Origin of the sequence: Candidatus Phytoplasma luffae (genome assembly GCF_018024475.1) — a bacterium.
GTDB classification, from domain to species: domain Bacteria; phylum Bacillota_I; class Bacilli_A; order Acholeplasmatales; family Acholeplasmataceae; genus Phytoplasma; species Phytoplasma luffae.
In genome coordinates this window covers 60,272-80,832 of sequence record NZ_CP054393.1, presented here as the reverse complement: position 1 = coordinate 80,832, position 20,561 = coordinate 60,272, and the positions used below count along the sequence as shown (strand labels likewise).

22 protein-coding genes and 1 pseudogene are annotated in these 20,561 nt (G+C 26.0%); 5 read left to right on the top strand and 18 right to left on the bottom strand.

Features of this window, described 5'->3' with window-relative positions:
• Window positions 1-9: 9 nt before the first annotated feature.
• Together LFWB_RS00395 and pdhA are read right to left on the bottom strand one after the other, a co-directional pair.
• The gene (locus tag LFWB_RS00395) at window positions 10-1,002 is read right to left on the bottom strand and encodes an alpha-ketoacid dehydrogenase subunit beta (RefSeq protein ID WP_210954730.1); all 993 of its coding nucleotides are present in this window, start codon (window positions 1,000-1,002) and stop codon (window positions 10-12) included.
• Complete coding sequence (gene pdhA, locus LFWB_RS00390; protein ID WP_210954729.1) at window positions 999-2,105, bottom strand: pyruvate dehydrogenase (acetyl-transferring) E1 component subunit alpha; 1,107 nt, start codon at window positions 2,103-2,105, stop codon at window positions 999-1,001. Before pdhA ends, LFWB_RS00395 begins: the two co-directional genes overlap by 4 nt.
• A gap of 622 nt (window positions 2,106-2,727) precedes the next feature.
• On the opposite strand from pdhA, the gene LFWB_RS00385 reads away from it, so the two are divergent.
• The 5 genes from LFWB_RS00385 (at window position 2,728) to LFWB_RS00365 (ending at window position 5,702) form a co-directional block, all read left to right on the top strand.
• A complete protein-coding gene (locus LFWB_RS00385) occupies window positions 2,728-3,063 on the top strand; it encodes a hypothetical protein (protein ID WP_210954728.1) in 336 nt (111 codons plus the stop codon).
• Between the two features lie 298 nt (window positions 3,064-3,361).
• Window positions 3,362-3,511: a sigma factor gene (locus tag LFWB_RS03910; protein WP_210954915.1), complete on the top strand. Its 150-nt coding sequence runs from the start codon at window positions 3,362-3,364 to the stop codon at window positions 3,509-3,511.
• A gap of 590 nt (window positions 3,512-4,101) precedes the next feature.
• Window positions 4,102-4,302, top strand: coding sequence for an HU family DNA-binding protein (locus LFWB_RS00375; RefSeq protein WP_210954727.1), 201 nt, complete (start codon window positions 4,102-4,104; stop codon window positions 4,300-4,302).
• A 509-nt stretch (window positions 4,303-4,811) separates the two neighbouring features.
• A complete protein-coding gene (locus LFWB_RS00370; protein ID WP_210954726.1) occupies window positions 4,812-5,267 on the top strand; it encodes a hypothetical protein in 456 nt (151 codons plus the stop codon).
• 108 nt (window positions 5,268-5,375) lie between these two features.
• A complete protein-coding gene (locus LFWB_RS00365) occupies window positions 5,376-5,702 on the top strand; it encodes a hypothetical protein (protein WP_210954725.1) in 327 nt (108 codons plus the stop codon).
• A gap of 281 nt (window positions 5,703-5,983) precedes the next feature.
• Here LFWB_RS00365 and LFWB_RS00360 read toward each other — a convergent pair whose 3' ends face one another.
• The 16 genes and pseudogenes from LFWB_RS00360 to LFWB_RS00285 all read right to left on the bottom strand — a co-directional run bounded on the left by LFWB_RS00360 (window position 5,984) and on the right by LFWB_RS00285 (window position 20,561).
• Entirely contained in the window at window positions 5,984-6,928 is a 945-nt protein-coding gene (locus LFWB_RS00360) for an IS3 family transposase (RefSeq protein WP_210954511.1), read from the bottom strand.
• A 530-nt stretch (window positions 6,929-7,458) separates the two neighbouring features.
• Window positions 7,459-8,094, bottom strand: a complete 636-nt coding sequence (locus LFWB_RS00355; RefSeq protein ID WP_210954527.1) for a hypothetical protein — start codon at window positions 8,092-8,094, stop codon at window positions 7,459-7,461.
• Window positions 8,095-8,130: 36 nt separating this feature from the next.
• Window positions 8,131-9,459: a toprim domain-containing protein gene (locus tag LFWB_RS00350; protein ID WP_210954509.1), complete on the bottom strand. Its 1,329-nt coding sequence runs from the start codon at window positions 9,457-9,459 to the stop codon at window positions 8,131-8,133.
• 11 nt (window positions 9,460-9,470) lie between these two features.
• A complete protein-coding gene (locus LFWB_RS00345; RefSeq protein WP_210954508.1) occupies window positions 9,471-10,952 on the bottom strand; it encodes a replicative DNA helicase in 1,482 nt (493 codons plus the stop codon).
• Window positions 10,942-11,571, bottom strand: a complete 630-nt coding sequence (locus tag LFWB_RS00340; protein ID WP_210954507.1) for a hypothetical protein — start codon at window positions 11,569-11,571, stop codon at window positions 10,942-10,944. The genes LFWB_RS00345 and LFWB_RS00340 overlap by 11 nt, the downstream gene beginning before the upstream one ends.
• Before the next feature lie 173 nt (window positions 11,572-11,744).
• Window positions 11,745-12,392: pseudogene (gene tmk, locus LFWB_RS00335) on the bottom strand (dTMP kinase); the annotation flags it as partial.
• A 47-nt stretch (window positions 12,393-12,439) separates the two neighbouring features.
• Entirely contained in the window at window positions 12,440-13,801 is a 1,362-nt protein-coding gene (locus LFWB_RS00330; protein WP_246454223.1) for a hypothetical protein, read from the bottom strand.
• Between the two features lie 274 nt (window positions 13,802-14,075).
• On the bottom strand, window positions 14,076-14,411 hold the full coding sequence (locus LFWB_RS00325; RefSeq protein ID WP_210954589.1) for an SVM family protein: 336 nt from the start codon (window positions 14,409-14,411) through the stop codon (window positions 14,076-14,078).
• A 22-nt stretch (window positions 14,412-14,433) separates the two neighbouring features.
• The gene (locus LFWB_RS00320) at window positions 14,434-15,264 is read right to left on the bottom strand and encodes a coiled-coil domain-containing protein (RefSeq protein WP_210954724.1); all 831 of its coding nucleotides are present in this window, start codon (window positions 15,262-15,264) and stop codon (window positions 14,434-14,436) included.
• A 99-nt stretch (window positions 15,265-15,363) separates the two neighbouring features.
• The gene (locus tag LFWB_RS00315) at window positions 15,364-16,983 is read right to left on the bottom strand and encodes a DNA double-strand break repair protein Rad50 (protein ID WP_210954723.1); all 1,620 of its coding nucleotides are present in this window, start codon (window positions 16,981-16,983) and stop codon (window positions 15,364-15,366) included.
• A gap of 3 nt (window positions 16,984-16,986) precedes the next feature.
• A complete protein-coding gene (locus LFWB_RS00310; protein ID WP_210954913.1) occupies window positions 16,987-18,183 on the bottom strand; it encodes an AAA family ATPase in 1,197 nt (398 codons plus the stop codon).
• 68 nt (window positions 18,184-18,251) lie between these two features.
• Window positions 18,252-18,857, bottom strand: coding sequence for a hypothetical protein (locus LFWB_RS00305; protein WP_210954488.1), 606 nt, complete (start codon window positions 18,855-18,857; stop codon window positions 18,252-18,254).
• A complete protein-coding gene (locus LFWB_RS00300; protein ID WP_210954487.1) occupies window positions 18,857-19,153 on the bottom strand; it encodes a hypothetical protein in 297 nt (98 codons plus the stop codon). The genes LFWB_RS00305 and LFWB_RS00300 overlap by 1 nt, the downstream gene beginning before the upstream one ends.
• Window positions 19,154-19,267: 114 nt before the next feature.
• Window positions 19,268-19,903 (bottom strand): YqaJ viral recombinase family nuclease, encoded by a 636-nt coding sequence (locus LFWB_RS00295; protein WP_210954501.1) that lies wholly within the window; start codon window positions 19,901-19,903, stop codon window positions 19,268-19,270.
• Entirely contained in the window at window positions 19,904-20,128 is a 225-nt protein-coding gene (locus LFWB_RS00290; RefSeq protein ID WP_210954908.1) for a hypothetical protein, read from the bottom strand.
• Complete coding sequence (locus tag LFWB_RS00285; protein ID WP_210954485.1) at window positions 20,121-20,561, bottom strand: hypothetical protein; 441 nt, start codon at window positions 20,559-20,561, stop codon at window positions 20,121-20,123. Before LFWB_RS00285 ends, LFWB_RS00290 begins: the two co-directional genes overlap by 8 nt.

The following is a 20,561-nucleotide window of genomic DNA, read 5'->3' as shown; positions in this document are numbered from 1 at the left end:
TATCTCCTTTTATTTTTGGTTAAATATTTTTTTTATTCCATTAATTATTTTATCAGGGTTTAAATTTTGATGATATTCTCCTCTTGCCAATGGCATAATAATATCAAATCCCGTAACTCTTTGAGGAGCACATTTAAGATATTTGAAAATATTTTCGTTCACTAGTGTAATTATTTCTCCTGCAGGGCCATAAGTTTTTGTCGCTTCATGAACAACTATTAATCTTCCTGTTTTTTTTACAGAATTTAAAATTGTTTCTCTATCTATTGGATTAATAGTTCTTAAGTCGATTAACTCAATAGAAATATTTTGTTTTTCTAAAATATCTATTGCTATTTTAGATATTTGAACAGCAGAGCTCCAAGCTATTAAAGTTATATCTTTACCTTCTTTAATTACTTTAGCTTTACCTATTTCTATTTTATATTCTTCTAAAGGTACTTCTTCTTTTTTTCCACGATATAAAATTTTTGGCTCCATATAGATAACAGGATCTGGGCTATTAATAGCAGCAATTAAAAGACCCTTTGCATCGTAAGGATTAGAAGGAACAACTACTTTTAAACCAGGGATAGAACCTAAAATCACTTCTAAAGATTCAGAATGATGTTCTAAAGCTTTTACTCCACCGCCTACTGGAAATTTTAAAACTATAGGGCAAGAAAAAGTATTTCGTGAACGGTTTCTCATTCTAGCCGCATGAGCAATTAAATCTTGTAAACCTACATAAACAAAACCATCAAATTGAATTTCAGCTATTGGAATTAATCCGTTTATAGACATACCTATAGCACTTCCTACAATAGTTGATTCTGATATCGGAGTATCAAATACTCTTTCGACACCGTATTTGTTTTGTAAACCAGCTGTTACTCTAAAAACACCACCTAATTTACCTATATCTTGTCCGAATAAAACTATTTTAGGATTTTTTTCTAATTGAGTATCTAAAGTATGATTTATCGCTTGCAATATATTCATTAAAGCTTTATTTGAATTCATATTTTATCATTCTCTTTATTATTATTTGTTAAAAAATTTTCATATTCTAAACATTGTTCTTTTAATTGAGGCGTCATTTCTTTATAAATATTTTCAAAAATTTCAATTGGTTTGACTATATGTCCGTAAGACATAATTTTTTCATGCGTTTTAACAACATGTTCTTCTGTTTCTTTTTCTATTTTTTCTATTAATTCAGGTGTTAAAATATTTTTATTTAATAGATATTTTTGAAAACGAACAATCGGGTCTTTTTTATCCCATTCTATTTCTTCTTCTTTAGAACGATACAAAGAAGTATTATCGTTAGTTGTATGAGGACCCATTCTATAAGTTAAAATTTCAATTAAAGCTGGTCCTTTTTTTTGTCGAGCTCTTTCTGCTAATTTTTTTATAGCGACATGAACTGCTAAAACATCATTGCCATCTACTTGAATGCCTGGAATACCAAAAGCATGAGCTTTTTGAGCTAAAGTTTCTGAGTTAGAAGCGATTTTTCTAGGGGTAGAAATAGCATATTGATTGTTTTGAACAAGAACTATTAAAGGAGCTTTAAATACAGAAGCATAATTTAAACCTGCATAAAATTCCTCATGAGCAGTTCCGCCGTCTCCTATAGTAGCTAAAGTAACTTCATCTTTATTTTGTAATTTACTTGCTAAAGCTAAACCAGCACCTATATTAACACTTGAACCAATTATAATATTAACAGGTAAAATTCGTTTCTGAGGATCCATTTTAGAACCTTTTTCGTTCCCGAACCAATAAAGATATATATTTTCTAATGGGATATCTCTATATAAATATAAACCTATATCACGAAAATAAGGAGAAATCCAATCTTTATTTTCTAAAGCTGAAGCAGTTCCTACTTGGCAAGCTTCATGTCCTTTATTTACAACATAAGAAAGCATCCTTCCTTGACGTTGATACTGTACCGCTTTATTATCGGAAATACGACATAAAATCATTGTTTTATATATTTTTAATAATTGTTCTTTAGATAATTTAGGTTCTAATTCTGGATTAATTATATCCCCTTCTGAATTTAAAATCTGTAATTTTTTTTTGTTTAAATAATTATATAAATTTAATATTTCCATAATAAAAATTCACTTTCTTTGAATTTTTTTTAAAAAATAATGTATATACATTAAAATATTAATTATTTGTTGCTTTTTGAATAAAAAACTCCTTTTTATAATTAAAAATATTTTGTTAACGATTTGTTACAAAAATATTTTTTAAAAAATTCAATTTATTCTATTTGTGTTCTATACTTATTGATTATAACTTATTTTTTTGTATGTTTAAAGTAAAAAATAAAAAACAATATGTTGTATTTGTTAATTAATCTTTTAAATTTAAAAAATATATTTTTTAAATTTTGTTTTTATTTTAAAATAAGTATTTTTATTATTAATAAATTTAAATATTATATATGTTAGCATTTTTTCAAAAAATACAAATCAATTTTGAAAATAAAAAATTGTCTAAAATTTCGGAGAGCTTCTTTATATTTCGGATTAAAGTTTCTTTTTTTTGTCATATTTTTAATTTTATTTTTTTCGATATTATCAATAGAAAGACGACCCGCGGATTTTGCTGAGAGAGTAGCGGAATATTTGGTAAAATATGTTGCGAATGAAAAAAATCGCGATTAGGAAAATTAATAAAGATTTATATGTGTTTTTCGTTAATCGTTTTAACTAACAATAAAAAACGATGAATTTTTCTTTCGAATATAATGATAATTTGTTTAAAATTAATAAAGATTTTAAAAAAATCGAAAAAAACAAAGAAATACAAGAAACTATTTTCAAAAAGTTAAAAGAATTAACACAAAGAAAACTTTCAGATTTAATAGATGGTAAAACTTTTAGAAGGTTGGGATTGAATGAGTCAAAAAACAGTCGTAACCAACCTATTTTGTTAAGAACTTCATTAACAGGAATGGACAATTATCAAAAATACATTTATCAATTATATCTTCAAAAATATAGAATTTATGGTGTTTTACATAAAGATATTTTTAAAATTATCACAATTAGAGCAAAATAAATTGTTCTTTCTGAAAACTACCTTTATTTAAAATAACTTTTCTATAATTATGAATTATCCTTCGACACTTAAACCACTCATTATAGTGGTTTTTTCATACCTAAAAAATCTTATATATGCGCTATTCCAAGATTTCGGACACTTTTTAATTTAAATTATTTTTAAAGACTAACTTAAAGGTTAGTCTTTTTTTATTATCCAAAGTTAGATGAATTTCGTATTTTTTGAAAATATATTTCTTCGAAAGGAAAAAAAGTTAATGCCAGAACTTAAAAAATTAAAACCTTATTAACCACTTATCAATAAAATTTTTAGTGCGTTCAATTATCTTTCGTCCACTATCCAAAGACAGGATTTATTTCAAGCGGTTATTTTAGGTCTTAAAAAAGCGTTTGACGATTATCAAGATTTAGGCCATAAATTTATTACCTACGCTACCCCCCGATGATTAAATTCTTTATCCACGAAGAAGTTAGGACAAGTCATCATCCGTTGTTACCCCAAAAATCAAAAAACCGAGCCCCAAAAACACACCTCTCTCTCGATGAAGATGATTTTTATTTACCGTCTCCCGTTACCCTCAACCCTCACCAAATTTGGTTAAAAAAGCTAAACACGAACGTTTTTTAAAAAACCTAAAAAATATATTAAGTAAAAGGGAATTTACAATCATTGTTTTAAGCTTTGGTATCACTTTAGGAGATATCAACGAAACCCACTTCTTTCCCGTTTCTGACTATGAAATTGCCGTAATGTTAAATACAACTTCTGAAAAAGTCATACAAACCAAAAGTGACGCCATTCAAAAATTACAAGAATATTTTCAAACTGCTTCTTCATTTTACAAATAATAATAATTTAAAACACTATAAATTAAATTATCTTAAATATTAAAAAACTAAAAAAAAGGAAATAAAAAATCATGAAAAACAAAGTTTTAAAACAAACAATTATTAAAGAATGGCAAATAGAAATACAAAAATTTACTGGAAACGCTCCAATAGCAATGAAAAATTTAGAAATGGTATACAACATTTAATGGATAAAGTTTTACCTAATTTAATGTTAGAAAATAAAGAAATTTTATTATCCAAAAATTTAGGAAAAATACAAATTCAAACTCGCAAAAAACGTAATTTTTACAACATTTCTACACAATCTATTGAAAAATCTCCACAAATTAAAGTTCCAGTATTTAAATTTGCGCCATCATTAAAATCAAAAATTAAAAATAACTAAACAAAAATAAAAAAGGAATTTTTATAAATGAAAACTCAACAAAAAAAGATTTATCATATTTAAACAATATAATGTCCGATTACAAAACTAAATACGAAACAAAACAAAAAGCTTTTTCCGCGCTGACATTCCAGACACTAGAAAATATAAAGCTAACGAAAGTGTAGTATACAATAACTTAGAAGTTTTCACCAATGAAGATGTGCTAACTGACCGCGAGATTATTTTAACAACTACTTACGAAGTTGTAGACAAAGACGGTAATGGTATCGAAGGCGGACAAAAAATTGCAATTCAAAATACTATTTATTTTTAAAACTTCGTTTTAAAAATAGAATCATGACTTTTAATTTTACAACGTAAAATTCAAAGGCATACCTCAACTCAAACAAAAATCAATCCGCAAACGATATAAAACTAATTTAAAAATTGAAAGGAACAAAAATGAAAAAAACAAATAAAACAAAAAAACAACCCAACCCAATAATAATTTTTTCAACATCTTTGCTATGATAACCGCTATTATCGGCCTATATTTTGTCGGTTTTATGTTTAGAGCTCAAATTGCTAAAAAATATCATGAGTTATTTCCTAATAGAAATACACAAATAGAACAAACTCAAACAATTTCTGATTTAGCAATGTTTCAAAAAAGATTTGAAATAATAAAGAAAAGAATTAACGACCAATCTAAACTTTTACAACTAAATAATTTAGAAGTTGATGTTGAAACTTCGCAAAGTAAATTATCTATCGAACACCCCGATTCAATCGGTTTCGAAGAATTAATAAATGATATTCAAACAGCAATTAAAGATTTAACAACTATTTTAAACCCACCAATTGCAACACCAACCACTCCAAATATAACTCAAGAAACTAAAACATTAACATCCAACGAATTCCAAAGAAGATATGATAAGCTAACTACTGATTTTGAAAATAAAAAAAGCGCAATTCAATAAGAACGTAATCAACTAATTCAAGATGTAATTAATTTAAAGGATAAAATAAAAAGTTCTAAAAGTGCTATTGCATCAGTTAAAAAAACTTTTGACAGTTTTCGAAAATCAATGGATGAATTGCAAGAATTTTATGAGAAAAATAATAAAACGCAACTTACCCAAGCAGAAAGCGCTTTACTTCGTATAACAGAATCAATTAAAGAAAAAGACGACCAAAAAACAAATAACAGAAAAAAAATAATTGAACTCGAAACGCAAAAAAGTTTATGCCAATTATTTAACCAATTAATTCGGGAAACTCATTCTGAAATTAAAACTTATACAACAGAAGAGCGTAGAAGAAGAAAATTTCTCTGGATGAAACTTGAAGATGCTATTGCGCTGTTCCGTTTTTTTGGACATATTTTAATTTTAAAATTGTTCTTTAAAACTTAAAATTAAGTAGATAATTTCATATCTTTTCAAACTAACAAAGTTGTTTTTAATTAAATTAAAAAGTGTCTAAAGTTTTTTAATAATTTGCTAGTTTCAAAAGATATTTTTTTCAATATTTTACCCTTCCATATATATAGTTAGGTAAAAAAAGTTAAAAAGGTGTCTACAAAATAAAAAGAAAATAATCTTTTATATAATTTTAATATTTTTCTTAAAAAAAGGGTGCAGAAAAGTAACCTTTTTTATAAGGTTATATTATTTATGTAAATTTAACTAATAATTTATCTAAGAGTTTGAAAATATTGTAAAGGGGATAAATTATTTAATTTAGTTAAAAGCCATTTATGATTCCAAAAAGAAGGAAATTGATTAATTATTTTTGTGATTTTTGGAATTGTTTTTTGAAATAAAAAAGGATGACGATGATATAAAATACTTTTCATTTGGCCGAACAGATTTTCAATTACTGCGTTATCACGTGGAGTGGCTTTGCGGGACATGCTGATTAAAAAACCTTTTTTAGTTAGGATTTGTTGAACTTTTAGAGATTGATAAACTGAACCTTGATCAGAATGAATAATACAAGGTTTTTTTAATTTAGGTAATTTTTGGATTGTTTTTAATACTAAATCTTTATTTTGACAATTAGAAGTATGTGAAGCGATAATTTGATTATTAAAAGAATCTATAACACAAGAAAAATATAAAAAACCTTGAGGAGTTTTAAAATAAGTAATATCAGTGAATAGTTTTTGTAGGGGTCGAGATGAAATAAATTCTTGATTGATTAAGTTAGGTACTATTTTAATTTTATTTTGTAAATTATTTTTATAATGATGTTTATTTTTTTTAATTCTTAACCGACAAAAAATATTTTTTTCTTTCATAATGAGATAAACTTTTTTCTTAGTAATTGATTCATTGAAAGTTTTTTGGTATAAAACAGTAATTTTATGATGACCGAAAAAATATTCATGATTACAACATAAAGCTTCGATTCTTTTTTGTTGCAAAAGGTATTTTTCTTGTTTTAATTTTAATTGTTCTTTAATTTTTAACCAGTAATAATAAGTACTTCTTTTGATTTGGATAGTTTTTAAAATGGTAGTAAGATTTAAGTTATTTTTAAATTTTTTAACCAAATTAAAAACTATTTTTTTATCAATTTTAGTTATTTTTTCAATCATTTTTTGCAATAATTTGAATTTTTGTTTTAATTTTTTCATTATTAAACACTATTTACCTTATTTTTTTTGATTATATTAATAATTATAATTCAAAAAGGTTTTTAAATCAAAAAAATACCATTAATTTGTTTTATTTTTTAGTTTTGCGCTGATGAAATTGGTAAGGTTTGAAAAAAAAGGGGGGCAGCGTAATGGGGGGATTCTTTATTATTTTTCTTTTTATTATGTATTCTTTTTATTTTTGTTAGCGCTCCAGCGCTTATATTATTTGATTTATATTTTTATAAACAATCTTTTTCCAATGGAAAGGGTTTTAAAAAAGAGATGTTATTTATATCGATAATTAATAATGATTTAAAAAAAAGATATATCGACAATATCAAATATCGAATATCATTATCATTATCGATATAAAATATCAAATATCACTTGTTATAAAAGCTAGTTTTTAACAGGTAAATTGAGAGACGAAAACTGTTATAAAACTGTTAGTAAAGTGTCAGTAAAGTGTCAGTAAAGTGTCATAAAAGTGTCATAAAAGTGTCATAAAAGTGTCATAAAATTGTTAGTTAAATAATTTGTTTTGTTTTAGATATATATTTATACATAGGATGGAGTTTTTTAACTCTATAACCTCGTTTATCTTTGGTAATAAAGAATTTAATGTGTTTTAAATCTTCTAAGCGATAATAAATAATATTTAAACCTTTTTTATAATTGCTTTTTAAAGGTTTATCATATTTATCTTTTTTATGATTATCTAATTTAAATAATTTTAAAGTATCTAATTTATTGATATTGATTTTGCTCATTAATTCTTTTATTTGGTTTTTGGTTTCATTTTTATAATTGATTTGGAAAATATTAAATTGATGTTTAAGGGTATTATTTTGAGTTTTAAGAGGGGTTGAAGGGTTAAGTAATAATTTTGTATTGTCATCTACTTTTATGGCTTTAATTATGTCTATTTTGTATTTTTTAATTTCTTCTAAGATTTTTGGATCTATAAATAAAGTTTGATTTTTAGGGCGATAATTAGCTTCTTGGTAGGTATTTTTCTTTTTGGAATGATTAATAATGGTGAGGTTAATTAAATCTTCTTTTAAAGTTTTCAAAAAGTGTTTGATTTGTTCTAAATCAGTGGGAGTATTTTGTTTATTAATTTCACCTCCGATTCTAATTTCTTGATTGGTATTGTTTTGCATTATTTTATTTCTCCTTTTTTTAAATTAATTAATAAATTATTCGTTAATTACTTCTACTTTATCTTTGCCAAAGTAATATATAGCTAAATCTACTATTTGTTTCTTTTTGGCCGCTTCGTAAGAAATATATGGGTCTAAGAAACATTTTTGATAAGCTTGGATTCCATATTGTTTAAATAAATCATCGACATCTTTACAAGTTTGATTATAAGGTGGTAAAATGTGTCTAATTTCATAGATAATATTTTCTTTTTTTAATTGTTCACCTAATAATTCACTACGTTTTTTTCCTGTTTCGTCATTGTCTAAGGCAATAATGATTTTAATATTTTCTTTTTTAAGAATGTCTATTTGTGTTTGAGAAAATAATTGTGTGACACAAATTAATCCCACAACGTTTTTAATTCCATTTTGCCAACAACTAATGACATCAAAAAAGCCTTCATGAACAATCATAATTTTAGTTTGTTTAATGCAAGGGAATGCTTCAAAGAAACGATAACTAAAATGAAAAGTGGGGGTTTGGCTGAAATTATTAAGAGATTGATATTTGGGTTGAAAATAGCTAGTATCGCAAAAATGGTTTTGATAAAAGTGAAATGTTTTAGCATATCCATTTTCAATCGGGATAATGATAGAACCATGAAAAGTATCATGATAATATTTTTTTCCTTTGAAATTAGTTTTTTCTTTGATAAAACCATATTCTACTAATTTATCAATATTAACATTTTTCTTTTTTAAGAAATTGATTAATCTAAAAGATAATGGTTTATTTGATAATGGAGCATAACCTAATTTAAATTCTTTAATTGTTTCTAAATTTAATTGGCGCTTTTGTGTTAAATAATCTAATCCTATTTTCCTTTCATCATTTTGATTGGATGTTAACAAATAATTATAATAATCTCTTATTTGATTAAATAAGGGAGATATTTCTTTGAATAATTGTGTTTTTTTGATATTAATTTCTGTTTCATCTATTGGGTTATGGGGTTTGGGAGGATGATATTGTAATTTGAAAGGGTTGGAGGATATTGAGGTGTTAGTTTTTTCTTTATTTGTTAAGATTTCAAATTTTTGAGAATGCATAAAATTTAAAATCTTTTTGACTGCATCGTTAAAGTTTGTGATTCCACGAATTTCTTTATAAACATCAATAATGTCAAAATCGCGACAACATTTCCAACAGTGAATGTTATTGTTATCATTTATATGACAAGTTGTTGGATTTAGACCTTGATGGATGGGACAAGGAAAACGATATTTGCTGTTGAAGTTTGATGGGAGGATGTTTAATTTTTTTAATAAAACTATCATGGGGAAATTAGTTTTGATGTAGTTAATTTTTTCTTGATTATTCATTTTTTTACTCCTTAAAAATCTTCTATTTGGTAAGGTAAAACATAACCTACTTCTTGAAAAGTTTGAGTTGTCATTTTAAAATGATAGACTAAAGTTTTTTTAGTTCCGCTGCGATTTTTTTTAATATTTACTTCAATTATTTTTTGATTATCATTGTCATCAGCTTCTAAATATAGTTGATTTAAGGTTGAAGTATAGATATTTAGGGGTTTGGTGGTATTTTTTTTAATATTTGGGTTAAATTCAGACATAATTAATACTATGTCGGAATTGGTTTCAATTCCGCCAGAGCCTTTTAGTGCGGTGATTTCTGGGGATTTTCCGTTATAATTAGAATAAGTATCTCTTGAAAATTGAGATAAAATGATAATGACAATTTTTAATTCGATGGCGATTTCTTTAATTTTGGTCATGATTTCATCAATGGCTAAACGGTCATTATCCATTTTATTACTCGCTTTTGTGATTTGAAGGTGATCAATGACTACAATTTCTATTTTGGATTCTAAATGAAGACGATACAATAAATCAACAATATAATTAATATTTTTTTCTTGGTCATAACTAAAAGATAAGTTGATATTAGTAAAAAATTGTTTTGCTTGTATCATCTTTTTCGTATAGTGTTGTTGTGTGATATTATCAAAATTTTTATCTAAAATAACATCTAAAGGAATTTGAGTTTGATTAGATAATAAACGATTTAGGTTTTCTTCTGAAGTCATTTCAAAAGAAAAAACCAACATATAAGGATAATGTTGGTTTTCTTGGTATTTAGTTTTGGCTAAATCTAAAAGAAGATTATAGATAAAAGATGTTTTACCTAAACCAGTATAGCCTCCAATGGTGATGATTTGACCTTTTTTGAACCCTTTAGTGGCTTGGTTTAATCCTTTGAAAGTGTCTGATAAACGATAATATTCTTCTTGGATTTTTTGTTTGGAAATGTTGTCGGTTTCAAAGACTTCGGGATAAAGTTTTGTCATTTGGTTCAAGGTTAATAAAGTTTTATCTTTTTTGTTTGGGATAAGATTAATAAAATTTCTTAATTTATCAAAGATTTCTTGGTAGTATAAATGCTTATGATAAAGATCTTGATTATCAAAAGAAGGGTTGATTGTTTTTATTAATTGTTGAAATAAAGTTTCTTGGGTATAAGTATGTTTTAAATTTTCTAAAAGATGTTCATTATGGATATTATTATTGTTTAAAAACATCAAAGATTCATTATTAAAATTTTCTTGAGGATAATGAGTTTGAAGATAAGTTAGTAATTCTTTAATAATTGTCTCTTTGGTTTTGATTTTATCCCAAGGATGAGTTGATTTTTTTTCTAAATATAAATATTTTAAAGCGTTATATATTTTTTGGTGATTGGATTTGGTTAAATATTTAGGGTTGATTATTTGACAATAAAGTTTTAATTTGTTCCACTCCCCTTTTTCGATGTAATTAATAATTTGAATTAAGGCTTGGTGTTCGTTAGTTAACATTTTTATTTAACTCCTTCTTTTTAATTAAATTAATATTGGGAAAAGTGATGAATTCATTCATTAGTAAGGTTTTTAAGAAGAGATTAGCATTATCAGAAAATAAATTAATTACTTTATTAATTGACTGTACTTTACCGTTTTTAATTTTATTATTGAGTTTTTGAGTTTCAACTTCATCGTTTGTTAATAAATAATATTCAAAACGAGTGTCTAGTTTTTTTAGTTGTTGTGCTTCAATGATGGCTTGTTTGTATCGTTCACGAAGGCAAGTTTTGAAATTGAAGGCGATAATGCGTTTGGTTTGTGTGAATAAAACCAAGTCGAATTTGATGTCGGGGATGAAAAATAAATATGATTTAGGATATAAACATTTAATTCCTTTATGGTTTAAATAAAGCAAAATCAGGTATTCGTTAATTTTTCCGCGAATTGATTTTTGGGATTGGGAACAAAAGTTGTTGGTTTCGAAATAATGATTTAATTGAATGTGATTACTTTTCATATATTTATCAATAGTAAGATTCAAAGTTGCTTTGTTGAAAATAAGCTTTATGATTTGAACTGATTTTGAGTTGGTATTTAATTGGTTGATATTAATAAATTCTTGGTTAGTTAACATTTTTAAATTCCTTTCTAAATAAAAAAGACCCTTTTTGAGGGTCTTTGGTTTGTTTTAATAGATTTTTTTAGTACGCCAAGTAATAATTCCATCTTTATGAATTGTTTTGATTTTGCCGTTGCGAAAATAGATATATAAATTACCGTTTTGACATTTTTTCTTTATGATTTTTTTCATTTTATATCTCTTATTAATTTCATAATTTTAGTAACATTTGATTGAAGGGAATCAATACCATTTAGAATTAATTGTTTATTGTTTTGATAATGAGTTAAATAATGATAATAACCTTTATGGACAGTTTGGTGATAAGTTAAGGATTTTTGTTCGATAATATCTAATTGATGGTTTTTTTGGGTTTGTTTTCTTTCTTTACCAATAAGAGGATTAATATCTAGATAAATTAATAAATGAGGTTTAATAAATAATTTTTTATGAGTGATATCAAAAATTTCTTTTAAATCGAAACAAGATTTTGTTTGTTTAAGATAAGGAAATAATTGGTAGGCATATGTTGATGGTAACCAACGGTCTAAGATTATGAGTTGATTTTGTTTTAAATGAGGATAGATGAGTTCTTTTTGGATTTGAGCCATATTAGTGATGCTAAGATAAAAACGAGTAATGTAATCAACTTGGTTATAATTTAAAAATAAATTTCTTATTTCTGTTCCAATAGAACTACTTCCTAAACCTTGATAAATTTTATTATTTATTTTTTGTTTTTTTAGTTTTTGTTGTAATTCTTGAATTAAAGTTGTTTTGCCGCTACCATCTAGTCCTTCAAAAACTATAAGTTTCATTTTTTTCTCCTTTAATTGGGTTTTAGATAATAAAAAAAGACTCTACAAGAGAGTCTTTTAAATTGTTATTTAAAGCTTAATTCAATTCTTTTGGGTGGGGGAGTGGTGTTATAAAAATTATAAAAAATATTAGAATTACCAACACAATTATGACCATTAACAATCCAATCATCAGAGAAAAAACCTGGGACATATTGATACCAACATGTATTTCCGTTTTCATCATAAATAATTCTCGATGTTTTTCCAAATTTATTTCTTATTTCTTGAGCTGAATAAGAACATCCATATTGAATGTAACATTGCTTTAACCAATTTATATAAGCATCACGATATTGTTCGACGAGTTTAATTTGGAGTGTATCATTATTACAAACTACAAAATAAATACAATCATCAGTTTCTAAACATTGGAATATTTTTTTAATTTGAAAAGGAATATCTATTTTTTTATAAGAAGGAGAAGTTATTTCAATATCCCAATTTCGCTTTTCTGTTTCTTCTTTATATTCACTTTCTTCTATTAAAGGAGGGAAAGTATAAAGGTTGTTTTCTCTTTTCCAATCTCGGATAGTTTGATAAGGGTCTAAAGAGTCAGGGAGTTCAATAATTTTTTTTCTTTTTTGAACATTAAGGAAGAAAAGATAGATGTTTTTGGCACCATTTGAGAGTTTTGTTAAGTCTTCGATAGTATATGATTGAGATTTAATAATATCTTCTTTTATTTGATTGATGCTTTCATTAATTTCATTAATGCTTTCTTGATAGACAGTTTTGAAATGTGTATCTTCACATGAATTTTGTTTTATTATAACTTCTTGTAGAAATTCTTGTTTCCATTCTAATCGGTTTCTTAGAGATTGTATATTTCGATTTTCAGATAATAACCTTATGCCGTCATCAAAATAAATGGCATCAATTTCAAATTCAAATAAAAATTTTCCAAAAGGTAAAGGCAATACTAATCCAGTATGAGGTGTTGCGTTATAACAACCTAGTTTAATTAGTTTTGGTTCTTTAATGATGTTGTTTTTGATTAAATAATTATTAATTGCTTCTTCTTTGTTTTGGTCAGCAAACATTTCAATTATTATTAATTCTATATTTACATTTTCTTCTTGAGGTTTTTGTTTTGTATCCCAAAAGACAAAGGCTTCTTTGATGGCTATTCCGTAATCAAGGAGTTCTTCTAAGGTGAATTCATCATCTTCATCAGGATATTTGATATTAAAAGGGTTATGTCTTGGTTTGAAATAAGCCCCAATTAAACCTGAAGGAGGGTTTTTGAGTTTAGCGTCGAAGAAAGTGTAATCATAAGGATTGTAGGAGGGAGTTGAAATATCATAAAGATAAGCTTTGATATTAAAATATTTTAAGATATCAGGGATGCTTTCTTTGGATAAAACAGGAATGTCATATCTTTTCATTTTGGGTTGAGTGGCTAACCATTCTTGTTGAAGGGTTTGGTAGTCAGATAGTTTTATTTTTGATTTAGATTGATGATGAAAATAAGGATGAGCGGAGATAGAAGGACAACAAATTAAAAATAATAATAAATAAATAATGATGAAATATTTAGATAAAGGGAATTTTGATTGATTTTGACATAATTGGTTACCTCCTTTTTTTGGTGTTATGTTTGTCTTGCCGTTATGTGAGTTTGTTAAATAAAAAAGACTCTCTATCGAGAGTCTTAATTAATTATTTTTTGGAGCTATCAGGTTGTTGGGAAGAAGAACCTTCTTCTTTGTTAGTTGGTTTATTTTTGGCTTCTTCTTTAGCCATTTGTTTTAATAAATCTACTGTTTTTGAGTTTGATAATATTTGAATAATTATATTTCTTTCTTCATTAGAACAATTTTCAAGCGTATTATATAAATCAAAATAATTTTTAATATCTTGTTTTTCTATTTCTTTTGATGATGAAATATCTTTTTTAGGACTACCATAAATTTGATTATTAGTAATTAAGAATAATCCTAAACAAATAAATAAAATTGAAGTAAATATAGATAATTGTTTTTTTGATTTAACCATTATTAATAACTCCTTTTATTTTTTATCCCTCAGTCGAGGTAATGTCATAGAGTTTGTTTAATTTAGAAATAATTGAATCTTTATATTGTTTTTCACCTTCTTTATATCGTTCTTTTAATATTCTTTTGTAGTTTTCAGCACCAGATAACATATCTTGATAATATTTTTGGTCTGTTTCTAAATTTTTGATTTTAACTTTTATTTTGCCGATTTCACCAGCTAATTTTATTCCTTCATCTTGGAGTTTTTCAATTTCAGCTGTTAATAAATCAAAATTTTCTTTTCTTTTTTTTCTAACTTCTTCGGGTTGATTAGGTAAACATTTAAATTGTTTCCGAACTTCTTTTTTTTGATTGATTTCTTTTTCTTTGTCTTCTTGATCTTGTTCTAGTTGATTTTTTTTAGTTATTAACGAAGGATATTGATTTTTTATTTCTTTAATTTTGAGATTATAATTATCGCATTTAGTTTGTTCTTCATCAACGTCTGTTTTTTCTTTTTTTAATAAATTCAATGATAATTGCCAACTATTTTTTAGTTTATTGATTTGGGTTTTTTCTCGCTCTGATAAATCAGATGGTAATTTAGAAGTGTCAGTAGGTTCGCCAAAGAGATAAGTTTTAATTTGGTCTAAACGAACAGCAGTTGTTTTAATTTTCGGTTGGGGTGTTTCTTCCGTAGAACGTTTTATTTTTGAAGGGATTTGTTGGGGTTTGTTCTCTAAAGGAGATAAATAATTTTTTTCGTTTTGATAATCATTAAATCCTTGATAAAAACCAATTATAATCGCTATTCCAAAAAGAGATGTGATAACAATAGTTACTAAATGTTTTTTAAAAAAATTATTATTCATAAATTTCATTTCCTTTCTGATAATAGTGATTATTATCAAATATTGAAATATGAATATATCACTATTATATAATTTTATGAATAAAATGTTTAAGGAAAATTATTTTTTATTTGGTATCATAACCATTTCAGGGATTTTACCAACTCGTCTAGCTTGAAGGCGTTGTTGAGCACGAGCGTAACTCGGATTTTTTTGTTTTAATTGTTCTTTTAAATCATTCACTTCTTCGATTTTAGTTTCTAATTCTTCTTCTAATTTGTCTTTAGTTTTGTATAATTTGTCATTATCTGAAGCTTTATTGTATTCTGCTTCTAAATCCTTAGTGATTTTTTTATATTCATCGATGACTGATTGTTCTTTTTGGGCTATTCCGCGAACTATTGATCTAGAATATTCTAATTCTTGTTCTAAATTATTTTCATTTTGACGAAGTTTATAATCAGCTAGCTTTTTTTCGTAATCTTTGTAGTCGGCGTCAAGTTTGGCTAAATCACGGTCGATGTCTTGAGTATACATTTTTAAAGCTTCTTCGGTAATCATTGGTGGATGTTCTTTGTTTTCTTGCGCGACTTCATTATATAAATGCCACAAACGGTGGCCTTCGTGAAGAACTAAAGTAGCTTTTGACATACCTTGAGCGAACTTACGTGTAAAAGTAACTGCTTTGCCCATAATTTTCATACCATATTTAGCGGGGATTAAGTCAGTTACTTTATCAAAAGCTTTGAATCCCCATTTTACTATGTTTCCAGCTGATGCTTCATGTTCTTTTTCATAAGTTATCAGGCGGTTATGCATTTCGCGATATTTTATTTTTAGGGATGTATATAAATCTTTTTCTAAATCGATTTTATCTAGTTTTTTCTTGACTGCATCAATTTCTTTTTGGATTTCGGCATGACGTTCTTCAACTGATTGGATTTGATTATATAATCTTTTTTCTCCTTCAGTTAAATCTTTATATTGTTCTTCTAACATTTTTTTAAATTTTTCAGCACCAGATAACATATCTTGATAATATTTTTGGTCTGTTTCTAAATTTTTGATTTTAACTTTTATTTTGCCGATTTCACCAGCTAATTTTATTACTTCATCTTGGAGTTTTTCAATTTGTGCTCTTAATCTAATTTTATCGTCAGGAGAAGCTAATTTTTCTTCTTCTTGTTTTTGTTTAATTTCTTTTTCTTTGGCATCTTTATCTTTTTCTAACTGAGTTAGCTTGCCTTTTAAGATAGTGATGTTACCTGTTGTGTTTTTTAATTGTTCTTTTATTTCTTGGATTTTGACTTCATTTTGTTCTAACAATTCATGGATTTGTTCTTTTTGTTTTTGGGAGGATTCTTGGGCATTGTAAAGTTCTTTTAATTCATCTTCACATTTTTTTAATTCACTTTCCCAATTAGTTTTTAATCCTTTGTAATTATTTATTGTATTTTCGTATTTATCGATGGCTTTGTCGATTTTGTTGACTAATTGCCCTGCATATTTAGATGATGGTTCTGTTTTATGAAAGAAACATAAATAAATGAAACTTAAAATACCAATTATAATTAAAAAATAAGTTAAATAGCCTTTCCATGATGTTGTTGATTGTTGAGTGGGTGAAAGTTTTCTTTTAAAGAAAACAAATAGACTAAAGATGGTAGTGGCTATTAAAAACCAGGTGAAATAAGATTTAAATGATAAAAATCCTTTGATTAAGTCAAATGGTGTTAACATATATTATTCATCTCCTTTTTGGTTTTTTTCTATTTGGTCTAATATATTTATATTAGGAGAAATTATCATTTTATATGCTTGTTTTAAATCTTCTTTGTTGATTTCATTTCTTCTAGTTTCACCTTGACCTCTGTTTTTCGCAAAGATTGTTACTGTTGTTTTTAAGAGGTTTTCCAAAGTACGATTGGCTTGTTTGAATTGATGGTTTGGCGGTAATATTTCTAAAGCTTCGTTAATGACTTCATATAAGTATTGTTTGGCTTCTTCACTATAAGGGTTTTTACGTTTGTTGATTAAAAATTCTAGGAATTGTTTTCTTTCTTCTTTGTTGCCTGGTTTGACTTCGATATTGTAAGTGAATCTTGATTTGATGGCATCATCGATTTGGTTAATGTGGTTTGTAGCTCCAATGATGAAAATAGGTTTTTCAGGGTTGTTTTTAAAAGATGTCAATTCAGTTTTGAATTGATTCACAACATTGGCAATTTCTGAATCAGTTTCTAAAGTGCTTAAATCAGTAAAGATAGTTTCGCATTCATCTAAAAAGATGATTGCGCCATTGTTTTGGGCTGCTTCTTCGCGAGCTGTCATAAATAAATCTTTGACTAATTGAGGGGCGATACCTTTGTATTTTTGTGAGAATAAAGAGCTGCTTACTTCAAAGAAGGGTAAATTAGTTTCTTTGGCTAAGGATCTTGCGAGAGTGGTTTTTCCTGTTCCAGGGGCTCCATACATTAAAATACCTAGAGGAGATTCGATTTCTCCAATATTTTTGTAGTTTTCTTTGTTGTTGAGATAATCAATAAATCCATCTAATGCTTGTTTTTCTTCTTTGAAACCGATTAGTTGGTTGAATCCTGGGAATTTATTGTTGTTAGAAGGTTTAAATAATAATTCTTCTTGGTTATCGTTCGGGATTATTGTTTTTTCTTGTAATTCTGATGAAGAAAAAGTTTGAATTTTTTCTGGTGATGAATTATTTTTAGTTATTTGGTCTTCTAAATATTTTTTAGTTTCTTGGTTAGTTTTGTTTTGGGTTTCTAATCTTTTATGATGATTTAGGATTTGGGTTTGATTTTCGATTAAAGCTTGATGGTGGATCCAAACTTGAATTCCTAAAAATAAAATGATAGATGTTATAATGATTATTATTAAATTAGTTGGATTTAAATTTTTATTTTGATTTTTTTTAATATTCATTTTCATATTAATACCTTTCTGAAAAATAAAAAAAGACTAATACAAATTTTGTTTAGTCTTTTAATATTTTATTTTGCTAATTGAGCAATTTTGTTTTCGATAGTTTGATTTCCGCCTTCGAAAGATTTACCTTGGGAATCGACTAATTCGTAATCACAAATTAATTCTAATTGAGGGTTTTTGGAATTGATGATTTCTTTTTGTTCGATGCTAATTTGAATTTTAATAATTCCAATACCTTTGTCGTTTAATATCATTTGGGGACGTTTTGTGTCGTCATAATCATTGTTATTAACTTTGAGGCTTATGTTTAAATATTTTTCTGGGTTGTTAAAGGATTGGTTAGTGTTATATTGGGTTGATAATTTTAAATATAAGGGTATTGAAATATCTATTCCATTTGAGTTAAGGATTGCTTCGTGTTCGATAGTAATTAAGTGATTGTATTTTTTTTGGCTTAAGTTAGGAATTGAAATCGGCAAAAGTATTTGATTTTCGTTGTTGCCACCCGTTCGTTCAACAGTGAAAATAGGAAAATCATTTATTAAATTTATTTTTTCTTTTCTTTGTTTGTTAAAGTAATCGTTTAAAGCATAAATTGAGATAATTGAGAAAAATAGAACAATTACAAATGTTATGATAATTAATATTTTATTTTTATTTTGTGTTTTCATTATTTGTTTCCTCCTGAAAAAATTGTTTTAATTAAATCGATAAAATTATTGATTCCTGTTGTTAACCAAGGGATTTGGTTTTGGTAATAAATAACGTTGACATGTAAAATAAAATATAAAATGATAGTTAAATAAGTAATTATTTTTAATAAATTTAGTTTATTGATATTAGGAGTTGGGGGTGAAATGTGATGATTGAGTTTTTTTGTTTCTGGGATTGATATTTTTTGATTTGGGTTTTGGGTTTTGGTTAATTTTTTATTTGGTTTTTTAGTGATAATTATTTTTTTTGACATGTTTTTTCTCCTTTGTATTAATTATTTATTTCTTTGTTACTTTCTAAATTGTTTTTTTCTTAATAATTATTTTTGGTTTTTTTGGATTTTCATTTTTAGTTTCCTTTCTTTTTTTTATATTTTAAATTTACTTAATTTTTTTAAATAAGTTGTCTGTTGTAATTCTTGTTTATTGAGTTTTAATAATTCTAAATACTTTTTGCCGTCTGCAATCATTTGGTTAATAAAATTATTATCTTGATAAACCCTAACAACATGATAATTAGTGTCATTAAAATAAACAAAGAAATAAGCGAATTTAGATTGAGAACAATATAATTGACATTGAACTTGCGCCCAGTAATTAGAAGGGATTTTTTTATGTGAAAAGAAACCATTCCAAGTAGAGGAGATGTTGTTATTTTCATCTACATAAGGACATTTAATTTCTAATAAAGTGTTGGTTTGTTCGTTATAACCGTCAAGACTTGCAGAAAACATATCTAAAGTATCATCAGTAAAGATGGTATCAGGGAATTTTAGATTAGTTATTTTTTCAAAAAAAGTTCTCGCTAGGGGTTCGGTTTTGTTGCCGTGTTCGGTGAATTTATTGCTTGTAAATGTTGTTCCAAATATTTTGTCATGTATTAATTGTTCTAAACTTCTAAATTTGTCATTTCCTGTAATACTTCCTATTTCAGAGGCATTGATATATTTTTTGCGATGATTATACCACTCAGAAGTTCGTTGGTTTAAATTATTAATTTTCATTTAATTATTTTCACTTTCTAAATTATTTTTTTCTTTTGAATTGTTATTTGGGTTTGGAATAATTGAAGATGATTTATTGGGTTTGTTATCTTTTTTAGTTTCATCTGTTTTATTAATTTCTGGTAATGGAAAAAAATTAAAAAAGATTTTTTTGATAATAAACATTAAAGCAGTTGCGAATAGGGCGCCAACGATAAATCCAATGGCGAAATTAAGTTCATTCATTTTCATTTTCCTTTCCGTGAGGTTTGTTGTTGTTTTTTAATTTTAGTATTTTTTTTCTTGCTTTTTTCTCTTGCCAATGAGCAACTTTTACTTTTTGCACTTCTAATTGGGATTGGAGTTTTTCTTGGTTTTCATTTATTTTATCTAGTTTTTTTAATAACTGTTTTTCTAAATATTCTTGTTTGGCGTTTTGGATTTCTAAATTTTGGAGTTTTTTGTTGGGGAAAAAGAGGCCTAAAATCAAATCTTTGACGAAAATCAAAATATTTGCAATTAATTTAAAAATAGGTTTGAAACCAGAGACAATAAGAATAGTGAAAATCGTTGTTTGGATTCCGTCTATTCTTCGTTCAAGGATTTCGGTAGTGCTAAATCCTTTAGAGTAATTTAAGATAAAATTGCTAATTGTTGCAAATAATGAAAAAATAAACAT